The sequence below is a fragment of the Pseudomonas frederiksbergensis genome (assembly GCF_003732275.1).
In the GTDB taxonomy this organism is placed as follows: domain Bacteria; phylum Pseudomonadota; class Gammaproteobacteria; order Pseudomonadales; family Pseudomonadaceae; genus Aquipseudomonas; species Aquipseudomonas frederiksbergensis_H.
Genome location: NZ_MOBM01000038.1, coordinates 100,101 through 117,944 on the forward strand (window position 1 = coordinate 100,101; position 17,844 = coordinate 117,944).

General features: G+C 61.2%; 14 protein-coding genes. 1 reads left to right on the forward strand and 13 read right to left on the reverse strand.

The genetic code is table 11. From position 1 onward, the window contains the following. Positions 1 to 21: 21 nt before the first annotated feature. From BK662_RS19780 to BK662_RS19790, 3 genes are all read right to left on the reverse strand, one after another. Positions 22 to 942, reverse strand: coding sequence for a zeta toxin family protein (locus BK662_RS19780; RefSeq protein ID WP_123359454.1), 921 nt, complete (start codon positions 940 to 942; stop codon positions 22 to 24). A 128-nt stretch (positions 943 to 1,070) separates the two neighbouring features. After that, a complete protein-coding gene (locus tag BK662_RS19785) occupies positions 1,071 to 3,350 on the reverse strand; it encodes an ATP-dependent DNA helicase (protein WP_123359455.1) in 2,280 nt (759 codons plus the stop codon). Next, positions 3,347 to 5,014 carry a VRR-NUC domain-containing protein gene (locus tag BK662_RS19790; protein WP_123359456.1) on the reverse strand — a complete coding sequence of 556 codons (1,668 nt, stop codon included), beginning with the start codon at positions 5,012 to 5,014 and terminating at the stop codon, positions 3,347 to 3,349. Before BK662_RS19790 ends, BK662_RS19785 begins: the two co-directional genes overlap by 4 nt. Positions 5,015 to 5,222: 208 nt before the next feature. On the opposite strand from BK662_RS19790, the gene BK662_RS19795 reads away from it, so the two are divergent. Next, positions 5,223 to 5,447: a YgdI/YgdR family lipoprotein gene (locus BK662_RS19795; RefSeq protein ID WP_008012287.1), complete on the forward strand. Its 225-nt coding sequence runs from the start codon at positions 5,223 to 5,225 to the stop codon at positions 5,445 to 5,447. A 176-nt stretch (positions 5,448 to 5,623) separates the two neighbouring features. Here BK662_RS19795 and BK662_RS19800 read toward each other — a convergent pair whose 3' ends face one another. From BK662_RS19800 to BK662_RS19845, 10 genes are all read right to left on the reverse strand, one after another. After that, entirely contained in the window at positions 5,624 to 6,703 is a 1,080-nt protein-coding gene (locus tag BK662_RS19800) for a tartrate dehydrogenase (protein WP_123359457.1), read from the reverse strand. A 35-nt stretch (positions 6,704 to 6,738) separates the two neighbouring features. Beyond that, the gene (locus BK662_RS19805; RefSeq protein WP_123359458.1) at positions 6,739 to 8,196 is read right to left on the reverse strand and encodes an NAD-dependent succinate-semialdehyde dehydrogenase; all 1,458 of its coding nucleotides are present in this window, start codon (positions 8,194 to 8,196) and stop codon (positions 6,739 to 6,741) included. Positions 8,197 to 8,448: 252 nt separating this feature from the next. Next, positions 8,449 to 9,606 (reverse strand): acetylornithine deacetylase, encoded by a 1,158-nt coding sequence (gene argE, locus BK662_RS19810; RefSeq protein ID WP_123359459.1) that lies wholly within the window; start codon positions 9,604 to 9,606, stop codon positions 8,449 to 8,451. Continuing rightward, the gene (locus tag BK662_RS19815; protein ID WP_123359460.1) at positions 9,603 to 10,772 is read right to left on the reverse strand and encodes an NAD(P)/FAD-dependent oxidoreductase; all 1,170 of its coding nucleotides are present in this window, start codon (positions 10,770 to 10,772) and stop codon (positions 9,603 to 9,605) included. Before BK662_RS19815 ends, argE begins: the two co-directional genes overlap by 4 nt. Further along, complete coding sequence (locus BK662_RS19820) at positions 10,769 to 12,160, reverse strand: FAD/NAD(P)-dependent oxidoreductase (RefSeq protein ID WP_123359461.1); 1,392 nt, start codon at positions 12,158 to 12,160, stop codon at positions 10,769 to 10,771. Before BK662_RS19820 ends, BK662_RS19815 begins: the two co-directional genes overlap by 4 nt. After that, positions 12,142 to 12,450 carry a (2Fe-2S)-binding protein gene (locus BK662_RS19825; protein ID WP_123359462.1) on the reverse strand — a complete coding sequence of 103 codons (309 nt, stop codon included), beginning with the start codon at positions 12,448 to 12,450 and terminating at the stop codon, positions 12,142 to 12,144. The genes BK662_RS19820 and BK662_RS19825 overlap by 19 nt, the downstream gene beginning before the upstream one ends. Next, positions 12,447 to 14,288 (reverse strand): ABC transporter ATP-binding protein, encoded by a 1,842-nt coding sequence (locus tag BK662_RS19830; protein WP_123359463.1) that lies wholly within the window; start codon positions 14,286 to 14,288, stop codon positions 12,447 to 12,449. Before BK662_RS19830 ends, BK662_RS19825 begins: the two co-directional genes overlap by 4 nt. A 1-nt stretch (position 14,289) precedes the next feature. After that, positions 14,290 to 15,165: an ABC transporter permease gene (locus BK662_RS19835; protein ID WP_123359464.1), complete on the reverse strand. Its 876-nt coding sequence runs from the start codon at positions 15,163 to 15,165 to the stop codon at positions 14,290 to 14,292. Next, on the reverse strand, positions 15,162 to 16,118 hold the full coding sequence (locus BK662_RS19840; RefSeq protein WP_123359465.1) for an ABC transporter permease: 957 nt from the start codon (positions 16,116 to 16,118) through the stop codon (positions 15,162 to 15,164). Before BK662_RS19840 ends, BK662_RS19835 begins: the two co-directional genes overlap by 4 nt. 47 nt (positions 16,119 to 16,165) lie before the next feature. Continuing rightward, entirely contained in the window at positions 16,166 to 17,803 is a 1,638-nt protein-coding gene (locus BK662_RS19845) for an ABC transporter substrate-binding protein (RefSeq protein ID WP_123359466.1), read from the reverse strand. Positions 17,804 to 17,844: the final 41 nt, after the last annotated feature.

Sequence of the window (17,844 nt, forward strand, 5' to 3'; positions counted from 1 at the left end):
ATGCCGCAGTGGCGCGATGGATTATCGGTACACGTATTTGACGATATAGGCGTATAGATCGTTGTAGACAAAGTCCGGCACGTGCTCAGCGTAGGTTTGCGTTTTGAGCAGTGCCAGATGACACTCTTTTATCATTTCGTCGCGATCACTCATGGTGTAGATGTGATTGTCTACGATCGTCCCGTAAGCGCTGTACATATAAGGCGCCGTTGTTCCGGTGATGGTCAAGCTCCCGTCGGCGGCTTTGGTATAAGTACTTTGAGCGCGCAAGGTCCGTTCCTTCAACGCCCCGAACCCTCGCTCGTACAAGGTGATTTGCGAGCCGCTGACCGCTTTGGCGGCCGTTTCGAAGGCCAGGATGATCGCTAGCGCGTTACTCATGCTGGCATTCAGCATCGACACCGTGACGAACCTTTCCATTTCCTGCTTTTCCAGGCTCTTGAGCGCTCTTTTGATGCTCGATGCATGAGCGAACTCTTGATTGCAGGCAACAATATGAGTCTCGAATTGGTAACCGGCTGCCGTTGCCATCGGTGGAAAGGCGGCGAAATCGATACTGTCGAAGGCACACTCCATGATGATGTTGTATTTGCGCTTGAATGCCTCCTCGAAGATCTTCGCGCTGACCTCCCTGACGAAAGCCTCCGTATGCTCATAAGCGTGCAGGACACCGAGTTTGATCATCTCGGCGTATTGAGGGTGTTTTTCTCGGTAGTCGGGTAGATACAGACGAACATACTTGTCATAGCGGTTGGAGGGCAGAAGGGTTTTTTCCAGCAGATACGTTTTACCTGACCCTTGCAGTCCGGCAACGATCAGCATTTTGGGGATTGCCTCGGCAGTGATGCCGGTGAACAGCGTCGCGGTGATTTCAGTGAATGCTGCAGTGACTTGGTCTGGGGTGTAAGTGTAGTTCGGGGCTACATTCGGGGCTGCTGACATACCTTGATTTCCTTATCAAAGATTCGCTTGAAAGTGATTGCTGCCTTTTTGAATAAAGCGCTGATTCGTTGTTTGTTCAAATGAGCGTGTCTTTCAAGATATGTCGCTGTTTTATAACGTAATAATTCCTACAAGCCAGAAGGAAAATGCGTCGATTCAACTGACCACCAGCGCGGCAACAATTGCTTGACCTTGCTCTCGCCAAACCGGTCATCGATCAGCATCACCACCCCTTGATCCTGCTGGGTGCGGATCACCCGCCCCGCTGCTTGCACGACTTTCTGCACGCCAGGAAACAGGTAGGTGTAGTCATAACCGGCACCGAAAATCGCCGCCATGCGCTGTTTCATCTGTTCGTTGACCGGATTCAGTTGCGCCAGCCCCAGGGTGGCAATGAAAGCACCAATCAACCGCGCGCCGGGTAAATCGATGCCTTCGCCGAATGCTCCACCCAGCACCGCAAACCCTACGCCCTGACTATGGACGGTGAATTGATCGAGAAACGCCTGACGCGGCCCTTCCCCCATTCCCCGGGACTGCGACCACAGCGTGATGTGCGGATGCCGTTCGGCCAGCAACTGGGCCACTTGCTGCAAGTAATCGAAACTGCTGAAAAACGCCAAATAGTTACCGGGGCGTTGGGTGAACTGTTTGGCGATCAGCTCGACGATGGGCTCAAGGGATGCCTGACGATGGACATAGCGGGTCGAAATCTGGCTGACGATATGCACTTGCAGCTGTTCGGCGCTGAACGGCGACTCCACATCGATCCAGACTGTATTCGCCGGTGTTCCCAGCAAATCGGCGTAGTAATGCCGAGGGCTCAGGGTGGCGGAAAACAACACGGCGCTACGCGCAGCAGTCAGGCGCGGGCGAATGAAAGCGGCGGGCACCACATTGCGCAGGCACAGCTGCGACAGGTTGCGCTTGCGGTCGAGGTCGCGTTTGCTGATGTCGAACAGGAAATGCTCATCGAACAGTTCAGCCACGCGGCCGAATTGCAGCATGTCGAAGTAAAAATTCTGCAACCCGCTGTCCAGACCCTGAGGGTGATCGTTGAGGTAGTCGCCGATGCTCGCGCAGCATAAGGACAGCGCCTGAAGCAGTTTTTCCGGGGCTTTGTCGTAGGCTTGATAGGGGCTCAGTTGCTGATCATGCAGGGCATTCCATTCACGATTGACCCGTTGCAAGGATCTCTTCAGTGGCTCAGGCGCAGTTTTTCGCACGCTGTTCAACGTCGCCTGGTCGAGGCTGGCGCTGTACATCTGCCGGCCACGCTCCACCAGATTGTGGGCTTCGTCCACCAGCACCGCGACTTTCCAGTTATTGGCCTGGGCCAGCCCGAACAGCAACGCACTGAAGTCGAAATAGTAGTTGTAGTCAGCGACCACCACGTCCGCCCAGCGGGCCATTTCCTGGCTGAGGTAGTAGGGGCAGATCTCATGCTGCAGGGCAACCTCGCGCAACGCACTCTGGTTCAGCAGGCTCAGTTGGCTGGCGGCCTGACGCGCGGCGGGCAAACGATCATAAAAACCCTGGGCCAACGGGCAGGACTCGCCATGGCAGGCCTTGTCCGGGTGCTCGCAAGCCTTGTCCCGGGCGATCATCTCGAGGACTCGCAAGGGCGGAGCGTCGGCGCTGTCGAGGATGACCTGCGCGGCGTCCAGCGCCAATTTGCGCCCCGGGGTTTTCGCCGTAAGGAAAAACACCTTGTCCAGTTGTTGCGGTGCCAGGGCCTTGAGCATCGGGAACAGCGTGCCGACCGTCTTGCCGATACCGGTCGGTGCCTGGGCCATCAGGCAGCGACCGGTGCTGACAGCCTTGAACACCGATTCGGCCAGATGCCGTTGCCCGGGACGAAAATCGGTATGAGGAAATGCCAGCTGTTGCGCCGCCAGATTGCGCCCTTCGCGATGGGCCATTTCCTGCTCGGCCCAGTGCAGGAACAACCCGCAACGGTGTTCGAAAAACAGCTGTAGTTCGGCGGCGCTGAAGGTCTCGACCAGGCAGGTTTCCTTTTCGCTGACGATGTCGAAGTACACCAGCGCCAGATTAATCTGCTCCAACTGCAGTTTCTGGCACATCAACCCACCGTAGATCTTCGCCTGCGCCCAATGCAGCTGCCGGTGGTTGGCCGGTTGCTTGCTCAGGTCGCCACGGTAGGTTTTGACTTCTTCGAGGCAGTTTTGCGCCGGATCGTAGCCGTCCGCCCGGCCCTTCACCGTCAAGGTTCGATACTGGCCCTCAAGCGCGACCTCGCTCTGGTAACCCTCGCTGCGCCGTGACGCCACGGTGCGATGCCCGACGATGCCTTCCAGCGCAGTCGGTGACGGGGTGAAGCGCAGGTCGAGGTCGCCGACCTTGGCGGTGAATTCACACAGCGCCCGCACCGCAATGCTGTAGCTCACGCGCCCTGCTCCGCCCATTGCACGTAGCACACGGCGATCGGCATCTGGTGCTCGTGACAGAATTCCAGCCAGCGTAATTGATTGTCTTGCAACCGATCGCCGGGGCCTTTGACTTCGATCATGCGGTAGGTTTTGTCTTGTGGCCAAAACTGAATCAGGTCCGGCATGCCGGCGCGGTTGGCCTTGATGTCGAGCAACAGTCGATTGAACCAGTGCTTGAGGTGTTCGGCAGGCAGACAGTCGAGTGCCTGCTCCAGCAGTTCCTCGCTCAGCACGCCCCAAAAGACGAACGGTGACTGCACGCCCCACTTGGCGCTGTAACGCTCGCGAACCGTTTGCACATAACGCCCGTCATCGAGTTCGGCCAGGCAGGCCTGGAACAGATCCGCGCGCCGCGCATGAAAATCTTCGTTGAGCAGGTCCACCGGCCCGCGCTGGAACGGGTGAAAAAACGCCCCCGGCAACGGCGCGAAGATTGCCGGCCAGCACAGCAGCCCGAACAGTGAATTGATCAGGCTGTTCTCGACGTAATGCACCGGCGCCGACTCGTCCGCCAGGTGGGCCTGAACGTAAGACTCCACCGACAACGCCGGATCGTGCCTGGGCAGTTGCAGGTCCAGACGCTGCATGGCCCGAGGAGCTGGCCGCTTGATCGGCGGCCCGCCCAGTTTGCGCCGCAATCTGGGCAGCACACGCGATAGATGCTGATGCTCGGCAGCGCTTTCAGGGGCTTGCTCGGCGTGGATGGCCAGGTCCATCGCCAGTTGGTATTCAGCACAGCGCTCCAGCACGCGAATCAGCCGTAGACGCGCGCCGGGGTAGGCGCATTCGCGGTAAAGGCTCAGGGAGGTGGAAAAATCCGCGACGCGCTCGCAGTGCTGACCGATCTGGAACAGCAGTTTGCCGCGACGTCTTTGCAGCCAGGGATTGTCGAGCGGCAGACCGTTGATCTGCTCGACAATGTCCGCCACGTCTTCACCGGCCTCGAAACGCTGCTGATAGCTGTGCAGAAACAGACAGGCATCGACGTCCTCGCGACTGCGCAACCCTCGGGACTCGGTGCAGAACTCGACTTTTTCGTAGGTAAAGATGCCCAGGTCGGCCAGCACGAACTCCGACCAGTCTTGGTAGAGGTTGCCAAAGAACATCAGCCGCAGCCGGTCGCACAGGCCCATGACGGTCAGGCTGAACAACCGGTCATTCAGTGCCGGACACCATTGGGCAAAACTTTGCGCTTCGGGAAACTGCTCGCTCAGGGTCGGCAGCCAATCGGTCTTTTTGCCCTTGGGCTGATCGATGGCGCTGCCAAAGCACTGCAGAATCTCGGCCTTGAGCAACACCTCGAACAAGTCCTCGATGTGCAATGGCGACTGCTCATCGATCCAGCCCGATGCCAGCAGCGGCGCCGCAGCGCTGTCGATGTCGCCGATCTCGACGTAACTCAATTTACCGGCCCTGAAATGCACGCCCTTGCGCATCACCAGTCTGACCAGCAAGGCCTGGGACTCGCGGGGCAGTCGATTGAAGTCGCAGATGAAATCCTGCTCCTCGACGCTCAACACATCGGCATAACGATGCTCAAGCCAATCAAGCACTTGCATGAAGTTGTTCAAGTAATAGAACGGATCATCGAGAGGATTTACAATCACGGGCAAAAGGGCCATGGCAAACGAGTACTGGTTATGCGTACAGATACCAGCTATGCCCCACCCGGTGCAAACGGAAAAGGATCAGTGGCGACGCTATTCGGCAATTTTCGGGTGACCATCGAACTTTCTGCCATTCCATCGCACCAACCGCGTTAGAGGCACAGCGACGATTGACCTCAAGCGAGGCTGCCGCGCTGTTTTTATTCAGTGATGAGAGGTGTGTATGAATATCAAGACTCTGGGTTTGCCCCTGGCAGTAGCGGCCTTTTTGGCCCTGGCCGGCTGCTCGACGCCAACGGTCGTGACCCTGCAGAACGGCACCCAGTATTTGACCAAGGACATGCCGAACACCAAAACCAAGGACGGCTTCTTTGAATTCGAAGATATTTCCGGGGCGAAGGTGAAAGTCCGGGCGGATGACGTGGCCACGGTTCGCAAGGAAGACTGATCTCCCTTGGCGGTAAGCTAAGCGACGCAAATCCTGTGGGAGCGTGGCTTGCCCGCGAAGAATGCACCGCGGTTTTTCAGGTATTACGCGTCATCGTTCTTCGCGGGCAAGCCACGCTCCCACAGGTTCTGCGTTTTAACTTACCGGCATTAGCGCTGCCCGCTTTGGTTTGGTCTTTAAAGCGCTTCTGCAATCGCCTTTCCGACCTCCTGGGTCGAGCCCTTCCCGCCCAGATCCGGCGTGATCGGCCCCTCGGCAATCACCCGTTCGATCGCCTGCAGAATCCCGTCGTGCGCGGCGCGATAGCGCTCATCACCGTTCCCCAGAAAATCCAGCATCAACGCACCGGACCAGATCATGGCGATCGGGTTGGCGGTGTTGCGCCCGTAGATGTCCGGGGCCGAACCATGCACCGGTTCGAACAGCGACGGAAAACGCCGCTCGGGATCAAGGTTGGCCGACGGCGCAATGCCGATGGTACCGGCGCAAGCCGGACCGAGGTCGGACAGGATGTCGCCGAACAGGTTCGACGCCACCACCACATCGAACCGGTCCGGTTGCAGCACAAAACGCGCGCAGAGGATGTCGATGTGTTGCTTGTCCCAGGTGATGTCCGGGTACTGCGCGGCCATCAACGCCGTGCGCTCGTCCCAGTACGGCATGCTGATGGAAATCCCGTTGGACTTGGTCGCCGCCGTCAGGCGCTTGCGCGGTCGGGTCTGGGCCAGGTCGAAGGCGAACTTGAGAATCCGGTCCACGCCACGCCGGGTGAACACCGACTCTTGCAGCACGAATTCATGCTCGGTGCCTTCAAACATCTTGCCGCCGACCGAGGAATACTCGCCCTCGGTGTTCTCGCGGATCACCACGAAATCGATGTCGCCCGGTTTGCGTCCGGCCAGCGGGCACGGTACGCCGGGAAACAGCCGCACCGGGCGAATGTTCACGTACTGGTCGAAGTCGCGGCGAAACTTCAGCAGCGAGCCCCACAGGGAAATGTGGTCCGGCACCTTGTCCGGCCAGCCCACGGCGCCGAAGTAGATGGCGTCGAAACCCTTGAGCTGCTCGAACCAGTCATCGGGCATCATCTGCCCGTGTTCCAGGTAGTAATCACAGTGAGCCCAGTCGAGCACTTCGATGCTCAAATCCAGCTGCCACTTCTTCGCGGCCTGCTCCAATACCCGCAATCCTTCCGGCAGGACTTCCTTGCCGATGCCATCGCCGGCAATCGCGGCGATTCTGAATGGTTTACTCATTAATCATGCCTCGCAAAATGGCTGTGCAATCGTTATCACAGCCCGCCGATGTGGAAGGCTTTGACTTCAAGGTATTCGTCCAGGCCGTACTTGCTGCCTTCACGGCCAACGCCCGACTGCTTGATGCCGCCGAACGGCGCGACTTCCATGGAAATGATCCCGGTGTTGAGACCGACCATGCCGAACTCCAGCGCCTCGCCGAAACGCCAGGAACGGCGCAAGTCCTGAGTGAAATAGTAGGCGCCCAGACCATAAGGCGTGGCATTGGCCAATGCGAGCGCTTCGGCTTCATCGGTAAAACGCATCAACGGCGCCACCGGGCCGAAGGTTTCTTCGTTGGCCAGGAGCATGCCGGCGTGGGTGTCGCCGAGGACGGTTGGCTGAACGAACTGGTTGTCGCCTTCGGGAATACCGCCGCAGAGCAAACGCGCACCCTGGCTCAGGGCATCGTCGATGTGCCGGGCGACCTTGCTCACCGCTGCCGGATTGATCAGCGGGCCGATGGTGACGTCGGCGTCAAGGCCATTGCCGACTTTGAGCTTGCCCACCTCCTCCACCAAACGCTGGGCGAAGCGCTCGTAGATGCCGTCCTGCACCAGAATGCGGTTGGCGCAGACGCAGGTCTGCCCGGCATTGCGGAATTTGCTGAGCATGATGCCGGCGACTGCCTGCTCCAGATCGGCGTCGTCGAACACGATGAATGGCGCGTTGCCGCCCAGTTCCAGGCTCAAGCGTTTGATGTGTTCGGCGCTCTGGCGCATCAGCAGACGACCGACCGCGGTGGAGCCGGTGAAGGAGATTTTGCGCACCGTCGGGTTGCCGGTCAGCTCTTCGCCGATGCCGGCGGGCATCCCGGTCAACACGTTGAATACCCCGGCCGGAATGCCGACGCGCTCGGCCAGCACCGCCAGGGCCAGGGCCGACAGCGGGGTCAGGTCCGAAGGTTTGACGATGATAGGGCATCCGGCAGCCAAGGCCGGCGCGCACTTGCGCGTGATCATCGCGTTGGGGAAATTCCACGGGGTGATGGCGGCGCACACGCCAACCGGTTGCTTGAGCGTCAGCAGGCGGCGGTCGCCACTGGGGGCCGGCATGGTTTCGCCGTAGACCCGGCGGGCCTCTTCGGCGAACCACTTGACGAAGCCGGCGCCGTAGCGGATTTCGCCCTTGGCCTCGTTCAGCGGTTTGCCCTGCTCGCAGGTCATGATCAAGGCGAGGTCATCGAGGTTGTCGATCATCGCCAGATACCAGCGCTCCAGCAGCGCCGCACGTTCCGCCGCCGGGCGTGCGCGCCATGCAGGCCAGGCGCGTTCGGCAGCTTCGATGGCACGCCGGGTTTCCGCGCCTTGCATGGCCGGGACTCGGGCGAGCAATTGGCCGGTGGCCGGGTCGATGACGTCCAGGGTTGCGGCGTTATCGGCGCCGATCCACTGACCGTCGAGGTAAGCGAGTTCTGCCAAAAGGCTGGGGTCTTTCAAACGATTCTTGAGCATGGTCGAGTCCTGATCCGAGACCTTTCCAGTCTAGGGAGGTGCCACGGATGAGGATGCTGAAAGCGTTTGATGGGCAGTGTTGGATGCTGAAATTTGCGGTGGGACGGCAGGCTCTACCGAGGGGCATGGCCCTTCAGACAAACACAAAACCCATGTGGGAGCGAGCCTGCTCGCGATAGCGGTGGATCAGGCAACATTGATGTTGATTGATAAATTGCAATCGCGAGCAGGCTCGCTCCCACATTTGATTTTTTACAACTTCAGGGAACCGAGCAGGCCCTCAAGAAACCGCTCCCCAGCCTCCATCTGGCTGATCTCGATAAACTCGTCCGGCTTGTGCGCCTGTTCGATCGAGCCCGGGCCGCAGACCACCACGGGCACATCCAGACGCTGTTTGAACAACCCGCCCTCGGTGCCGAACGAGACTTTGGCGGTGCCGGTGTCCGGGGCGGCAAAGTTTTTCAGGAAGCGCACCGCTTCGACGCTTGGGTGGGTATCGAGGCCGGGATAGACGTTGACCGTTTCAATTTCGATCGCTGCGACACTGGACAGCTTTTTCGCCTCGCGCACGATCACTTCGGCACGCTCGCGCATCTGTTCCAGGAACTGATCAAGATTGTCCGCCGGCAAGTTGCGCACTTCGAAATCCAGGGTGCACAGGTTGGGCACGATGTTCAGCGCCTTGCCGCCGACAATCTGCCCGACATGCACAGTGCTATAAGGCACGTCGTAGTCGGCATCCTGCGCGCCCTGCGCTTGCAGTTGCTGCTGGCTCTGGCGCAGTGCCGCGATGAAATCGCACGCCACGTGAATCGCGTTGACCGAACGCGGTGCCAGGGAGGAATGGGCCTCCAGCCCACGGCAGTAAGTGCGATAAGAACCCTTGCCCTTGTGCCCCAGCACGAACTGCATATTGGTCGGCTCACCGATCAGGCACAAAAACGGCCGCACCGGCGCCAGGTGTAGCACGTCGAGCAAACGTCGAACACCGACGCAACCAGTCTCTTCGTCATGGGACAGGGCGATTTGAAGCGGTCGGCTCAAGGAATGGTCGGCGGCATCGAGCATGGCGTCGATCGCCAAAGCAATAAACCCCTTCATGTCGCAACTGCCACGGCCGTAAATCCGCCCGTCCTGCACCGTCGCCTGAAACGCTGGAAAGGTCCAGGCCTGCCCCGCTGCCGGCACTACATCGGTGTGCCCGGACAGCAAAATCCCCGGCAATTCCTTGGGGCCGGTGCTGGCGAACAGATTGGCCTTTTTGCCTGTTTCGTCCTTGACGATCAGCGACTCGATGCCCTTGCTCAGCAACAGGTCGCGCACGTACTCGATCAGGCCCATGTTCGACTCCGACGATACGGTGTCGAAGGCCATCAGGCGTTTGAGAATTTCCAGTACACGGGGTTTCATGAGGCCCTGCTCCTTTGCTCAGTTGTCCGTTGCTCGGCTGAAGGGGCGAACCGGCGGATGGAGAACGGCTCAATCGAGGTGCTAGTGCTGCCGGTGCTGATCAGTTCAGCCATCACGTCGCCGACGCCGGGGCCGAGCTGGAAGCCGTGACCGCAGAAGCCGAACGCGTAGTACAAGCCGTCAACGTTGCCGCTCGGTCCCATCACCGGCAGGGAATCGGGTAGATAGCCTTCGATGCCGCTCCACACACGGATGATGTTCAGGTTGCCGACACCCGGCAGCAGGCGACGCATCTGGTCCATCTGATTGAGAATACTGCGCGGCTCGACATAGGCGCGGCGGTTGAGCATGTCCGGTTTGCTCCGGTAACCGCCGCCGATGATGATGTTGCCGCGCGGAATTTGCCGGAAGTAGATCACTTCCTCGGGAATTTTGGTGTACACGCCAATCACCGTTGGCAAGGCGTAGGGCACCGGTTCGGTCACGGCCATTTGCGGGCCGTGGGTGTCCAGCGGCACCGGTTCGCCGAACTGCGCCGAGAGTTTCTGGCCCCAGGCACCGGCCGTGATCAGCAAGCGCTCGGCGATGAATTGACGGCCATCGGTGGTGGTCACCGTGAACTCGCCGCCGACCTTCTGCACGTCGGCGACTTCGGTCTGTTCCTCGATCCGCGCTCCGAGGCGTCGTGCCGCCCGGGCGAAGGCCGGCGCGGCCAGACGCGGGTTGGCGTGGCCATCATGAGGCGCATAGGAACCGCCCTTCACATCCGGCCCGAGGAACGGGAAGCGCTCGTGCAGCTCAGCGCCGCGATAGATCTTCAAATCCAGCTGCGCCGCCTCGGGCGCCGCTGCGTAGGCTTCCAGCTCAGGGATTTCGTCTTCGCGATAACACACGCGCATGTGCCCGCTGGCGATGAACTCGAGGTCGTCGTCGATCAATTCCGGCAGGCGTTTCCACAACGCCCAGGATCGATTGGCCAACTCCAGTTGACCGAGAAATCGCCCCTGACGCCGGACATTGCCGAAGTTCACCCCGCTGGCGTACTGACCGATCTGGTCGCGTTCCAGCAGAATCACCGACTGCCCGCGCTGGCGCAGGAAAAACGCCGCCGCCGAGCCCATCAGGCCGCCGCCGACAATCACCACATCGGCTTTGTGTAGCGTCATGGCGACACCTCCTCGGTGAGCATCGAAAGGGGTTTGACCGGCGCCTGGCCACGCTGCCGACCGACCTGTTGCACACTGACGCCCGCAGCGGCGGCAATCACTTCGGCCCCGGCCTGGGAGCAATAACGGCCCTGACAGCGGCCCATGCCGACCCGACTGAAGGCCTTGGCCCGATTGACTTCACAGGCGCCCTTCTCGCTCACGGTGCGGCGCAACTCGCCGGCACTGATCATCTCGCAGCGGCAGACGATGGCTGAATCCGGTAGCGCTTTGGCTTGCGCCGCAGGCCAGGGAAACGCCTGGGCCAGGCCGAGGCGAAACTGATCCATCACCGCCAAGGCGTGCCGTTGTTCGTCGCGCAACCCGACGTTCACCGGTTGCTGCAAATCTTCCAGCAACGCCATCGCCACCAATCGCCCGGCATGCTCGGCGGCATCGGCACCGCGAATCTTCGAACCGTCCCCGGCGGCATACACACCGCTGACCGAGGTCCGGCCCGCTTCATCGACGGCCAGCCACCATTGGCTGGAAGCCTCGTCAAAACGCATGCGGCAACCTGCCAGGTCGGCCAATTGGGTTTCCGGGCGCAAGTGATAACCCAAGGCCACGGCATCGCAATCGATCGTCAGGGTTTCGCCTTTCGCCGTGCTGATCCGCACACCACTGACCCCGCTGGCGGCGTTCCCCAGCACTTGCAGGGGGTTGATCCCCAAGTGCACCGGGATCTTCGCCCGATAAAGCTGCGCCAGCAGTTTCATCCCGGTGAACAGCAACCCCGGCCGCGCCAACAACTTGGGCAAGGCGCCGATCCGTTTACTTAGCGGCGAAGTATCGAGCACCGCCGCAACCGTGGCTCCGGCTTTGACGTATTGACTGGCAACCAGATACAGCAACGGCCCGCTACCCATGAACGCCACGCGGTGGCCGATGGAAACCGCCTGGGACTTCAGTGCGATCTGCGCCCCGCCGAGGCTGTAGGTACCCGCCAACTGCCAGCCTTCAATCGGCATCAAACGGTCGGTGGCGCCGGTACAGAGGATCAGTTCGTCGTAATCCACCGTCGAGTGCTTGCCCTGACTGACGCAGCACAATTGCCCCGGCGTCAGGTTCCACACAAGGGTGTCCGGACGGTAGTCGATCTGCCCGCGCAAGCGGTCGAAGCTCTGGTGCAAATCCTTGGCCTTGGCGGCTTCGGTGCCATACAAGGTGACGTAGTCCCGGGTAAACCCTTCAGGCTGGCGACGGTAGATCTGCCCGCCATCCCGGCGATTCTCGTCGATCAGGATCGGTTTGAGGCCGGCCGCCAACAGCGTCTCGGCACAGCGAATGCCGGCCGGCCCGGCCCCGACGATAACGACCCGATGAGTGCTCAGCCGTGCAGTGGCCATATCGCCTCCGGTTGTGTGGTGACGATGTCCAGCCCTTCGCGGACTTCATTGGAGCAGGCACGCAGGCGTTCGCCGCTGCGGGTCCAGACCCAGCAATCCTGGCACGCGCCCATCAGGCAGAAACCGGCGCGACGGCCTGAATCGAATTCCGATTGGCGCAGCGCGTTGCCCTGGATCAGCAATGCGACCATCAGCGTATCGCCCCGCAATGCCTCGATGGGCGAACCGTCCACCGTCAGTTTGACTGTCGGCCGGCCCTGCTCGGCCAGCCTCACAAAACGCCCGCTCATGCGTAGGCTCCCAAGGTCATGGTGGTTAAATCCTGCTGAGTCTTTCGCAACTCGGCACTGTCGTGATGGCAAAGGATTTCACTGCCGCCGTCGATGATCCGGCGGTTCGGCGCGGTGCGATTGCACAGGCCGTCGACCCGCACCGGGCAGCGACTGAGGAAGGTGCACAGCTCTGGCACATTGGCCTTGGCGCCGATCGGCGGCAGCGTGCCGCAAGTGGTGCCGCAGTTTTCCAGCCAGCCCTGTCGCAGCTCCGGCACCGAATGGATCAACAGGTCGGTGTAGGGGTGAAACGGTGCCTGCGCGAAAGACTGCCGAGTGCCGGCCTGAACCTTGTGGCCGCTGTACATCACCACAATGTCGTCGCACAGCGCCCGCACCGTGGAGATGTCATGGCTGATGAACAGATACGACACGCCCAGTTGCTGACGAAGATCGCGCAGCAGTTCAAGAATCGCCGCACCGACCACGGTGTCCAGCGCAGAGGTCACTTCATCGCAAAGGATCAGGTCCGGTTTGGCCGCCAGGGCCCGGGCCAGGTTGACCCGCTGCTTTTGCCCGCCGGAGAGTTCATTCGGGCGTCGTTCCGCCATGGCCCGCGGCAGGCGCACCAGGTCCAGCAGTTCGCCGATACGCTCGCGCAGTGCGGCGCCCTTGAGGCCGAAGTACATCTTCAGCGGACGACTCAGAATGGTGCCAACACTGTGCATCGGGTTGAGCGCTGTGTCGGCGTTCTGGAACACCATCTGAATCCGCCGGAACTGTTCGTCAGTGCGCTCGGACAAACTGCCGCCCAATGGCTGGCCATCGAACGTCAGGCCGCCCAATGCGGGCATCAGCAACCCGGCCACCACCCGCGCCAGGGTCGACTTGCCGGAACCCGACTCCCCGATCACGCCGATGGCCTGGCCCCGGCGCACGGTCAGGTCGATGTCTTCCAGCACGCGGATTGCCGGCATGCCTTGCATATTCTTGTTGCCGTAACCGGCGGTCAGCCCCTGAATGGTCAGCAGCGGCGCTTCTTCGGCGATGCCGCAGGGCGGGCGAATTGTCGTGTCCGGGCGGGCAGCCAGCAGCAGGCTGCGGGTGTATTCATGGGCCGGGGCTTTGAGCAACGGCGCGGTGGCGTTCTGCTCGAAGATTTGCCCGCCGTTGAGCACCACAATCTGATCGGCCATTTGCGCTACGACCGCCAAGTCGTGGGACACATAGACCGCCGTCGCCCCACGCTCGCGGACCACGCGTTTGAAGGCACGCAGCACGTCGATCTGGGTGGTCACGTCGAGGGCAGTGGTTGGCTCGTCGAGCACCACCAGCAATGGATCGCTGATCAGCGCCATGGCCGCCATTACTCGTTGCAACTGCCCGCCGGATACCTGATGCGGATAACGCTGGCCGATGTGATCAGGGTCCGGCAGGGCCAGGTCGCGGAACAGTTCGATGGCTTTGGCTTCCAGCGCGGCCCGACTGCCCAAACCATGAATCAAGGCGCCCTCCACTACTTGGTCGATAAGCTTTTTCGCCGGGTTGAACGCGGCGGCGGCACTCTGGGCGATATACGAAACGCGGTTACCGCGCAGACCTTGCAGCTCGCTTTCGCTCAACGCCAGCATGTCGTGTTCACCAACCTGCACCACCCCGCCCGCCAACCGGCAACCGCGCCGGGCATAGCCGAGCAACGCCAGGGCGATGGTGGTCTTGCCGGAGCCAGACTCACCGATCAGCGCCAGCACTTCACCTTTTGCCAGGGAGAAGCACACGCCCTTGACGATTTCCACCTCGCCGCGCTCACCACAAGCCACCACGCGCAGGTCTTCGACTCGAATCAAATCACTCATTTCAATGACCTCCCGCACGTCGACTACGCCGTGACGACAGCCGGTCGATGAACAGATTCACGCCGATGGTCAGGGTGCCGATGGCCAGCGCCGGAATCACGATGGCTGGCGCACCCTGATTGAGGCCGCCGATATTTTCCCGTACCAGCGAGCCAAGATCTGCATCCGGTGGTTGCACACCCAGGCCGAGGAAGCTCATGCCACTGAGCAGCAGCACAATGAAACCGAAGCGCAGCCCCAGATCCGTCAACACCGGGTTGAGCATGTTCGGCAGGATTTCCACGCAAGCGATGTACAGTCGGCGTTCGCCACGGGTGCGGGCCACTTGCACGTATTCCAGCGCTTCGATGTTCACCGCCATGCTGCGGGCGATGCGGAATGCACCGGGGGTGAAACTCAGCACCGCGGTGCAGATCAGCAACAGCACCGAGGAGCCGAAAGCCGAGACCATGATCAGCGCCAGCATCTTGCTCGGGATGGAGATAAAGGCATCCATCAAACGACTGATCACCTCGTCCAGCCACTTTGGCGAGACCACCGACAGCAACGCACATCCGGTGCCCAGCGTGCTGGCCAGCACTGCCGAAATCAACGCCAGGCCAACGGTGAACCGCGCGCCGACGAGGATGCGGCTGAGCATGTCGCGGCCCAGGTAATCGGTGCCCAGCGGGTAAGCCGCGCTGAGGCTGTCGAAGACGTTGTCGGAAATCACTTCGCCCACCGGGTGCGGCGCCAGCCACGGACCGAAGATGGCCACCAGCAACCAGATCACACACATCGCAGCGCCGACCAGACCGAGCCACGACGGCCCATGGGAGACCTTGCCTAGCGCCAGCTCGGGGCCGGCAGGCGCCGATTTCGCAATGAGATCGTTCATTGGTTTCTCAGCCTCGGATTGGAAAGAATCGCGCACAGGTCGGCAATCAGCACCAACCCCAGGTACGCCGTACAAAACAGCATGGTGCAGGCCTGAACCAGCGCCATGTCGCGGTTGGTCACCGCATCGACCATCAGGCTGGCGATGCCGGGGTAGTTGAAGATGGTCTCGACGATCACTACCCCGCCCAGCAGGTAGGACAGGCTCAGGGCGATGGCATTGGCAATCGGCCCGATGGCGTTGGGCAAGGCATGGCGCAGGACGATTCGCATCGGGCTCACGCCTTTGAGCCGGGCCATTTCCACATAGGCACTGTCGAGTTGATCGATCACCGCCGCCCGGGTCATGCGCGCCATTTGCGCGACAATCACGCAGCACAGCGTCATCACCGGCAAGGCGTAGGTGCGCAGAAATTGCAGCGGTGAGGTGATGTCGCTGGCATAGGACAACGCCGACAGCCAGCCCAGGTTCACCGCAAAGATCAGCACCGCCAGGGTTGCGACCAGAAACTCCGGCACCGCGACCAGCGCCAGGGTGACAAAGCTGAGGAAGCTGTCGATGCGCCCGCCGCGGCCCATGGCCGAACCGATGCCGAGGATCAGCGCCACCGGCACCGACACCAGCGCCGTGACGGCCGCCAGCATCAACGTGTTGGGCACCCGCCCGGCCATCAAGTCGCTGACCGGCATGGCGTTGGACACCGACTGCCCCATGTCACCGCTGAGCAGGTTCATCAACCAATGCAGGTAACGCACCACACCGGGTTGATCCAACCCCAGTTTCAGGCGCAAGGCCGCCACCTGTTCCGGCGTGGCGAATTGCCCGAGAGCCTGTTGCGCCGCGTCCCCCGGCAGTACCGCCGTGATGGCGAAAACCACCATGGACACGATCAACAAGGTCACGACCGCCGCGCCCAGGCGCCGGCCGATCAACCACAGTGTGTTGCTATTCATCGCCCTACCCTCATGCAATATCCCCGCTTACACGCGTGTGCGGCCGATCAAGCATCCAGCCAGATCTGCTCGGCGAACATGTAGCCCATGAAACCGCCCAACGGGTTGCTGCCGTAGCCTTTGATGCGCTGGTCGACGCCATCGATGTTGCTGATGAACACCGGCACGCCGATGCCGCTGTTGTCGTGCACCAGGGCCTGCATGTCGGCGTACATCTTGCTGCGCTTGGCGTCGTCGGTTTCACCGCGGGCGAGCATCAGCAACTGGTCGAACTGATCGTTCTTCCAGCCCGATTCGTTCCATGGCGCGCTCGACTGGAAGAACTGCGAGAACATCACGTCGGCGTTCGGCCGCGGGTTGATGTTGCCGAAGCTCAGCGGGTGCTTCATCCAGTGGTTGGACCAGTAGCCATCACTGGGCAGGCGGTTGACGTCGAGTTTGAGCCCGGCCTGTTTCGCCGATTGCTGCAACAGCACGGCGATGTCCACCGAACCGGTCGCGGCCGGTGAGCACATCAGCGGCATGCTGATACTTTCCATGCCGGCCTTCTTCAGCAGGAATTTGGCTTTTTCCGGGTCGTAGACCCGCTGCGGCAGGTCGGCGTTGTAATAGCGCGAACCGGGGGAAATCGGATGGTCGTTACCGACCACGGCAAAGCCACGGAACACCGCGGATTTGACCTGCTCACGGTCCAGCAGGTACTTCATGGCCTGAGTGAATTCCGCACTTTTACCCGGCATCTGGTCCTGACGGATGATCAGGTCCGTGTAGTTGCCCGACGGTGCATCGACGACGCGGTGGGTGGTGCTGGCCTTGATCCGCGTGGTCGAGCGCGGGTTGACCTCGTTGATGATGTGCACGTCGCCCGACAGCAACGCATTGATCCGTGACGGTTCGTCGGCAATCGCGATGAACTCGATCTCGTCCAGGTACGGCAGGCCCGGTTTCCAATAGCCGGTGTTGCGCGCGGCAATCGAGCGCACGCCCGGTTTGAATTCCTTGACCTTGAATGGCCCGGTGCCGATGCCCTGATTGAAGTCGGTGGTGCCTTCGGGAACGATCATCAGGTGCGACACGGCGAGGATCGACGGCAGTTCGGCGTTCGGCGCGCTCAGGCGGATCTGCACTTCGTGGGTGCCGGTGGCCTTGATCTCCTCGAACTGCGCCATCAGCGGCATGACCTTGGAACCGGTCAGCGGATCCTTGTGGCGCGACAGCGAGTACACCACGTCGGCGGCGCTCAGGGTTTTGCCGTTGTGGAAGGTCACGTCCTTGCGCAGGGTGATGATCCACAGCGTCGCGTCGGTGTTGTCGATGCGCTCGGCCAGTTCCAGTTGCGGCACCAGATGGCTGTCGAAACGGGTCAGGCCGTTGTAGAACATGAAGTGGCGCACGTAGTCGGTGGACAGCGCACCCTTGGCCGGGTCCAGGGTATCGGCGGTGGAGCTGGACATGCCGGCGACGCGAATCCGCCCGCCCGGCTTGCCTTTGCCCGGGGTCGCCGCTTCTTCGGCGAACAATTTGCCGGCGGCGCCGAACAGGCTACCGGCACCCGCTGCGGCGACACCTGCCACGCCGAGCATCTGCAAGGCGCTGCGGCGCGACATGCCGCGATTGAGGCCTTCGAATACCCGCAGGCTTTCCTGGCCGGAAATCAGTGTCGAGTCGATTTTGTTGTCAGTCATATCAGTTGTACCTGTCGAAAAAATGAGGCTCGAGTGCCCAC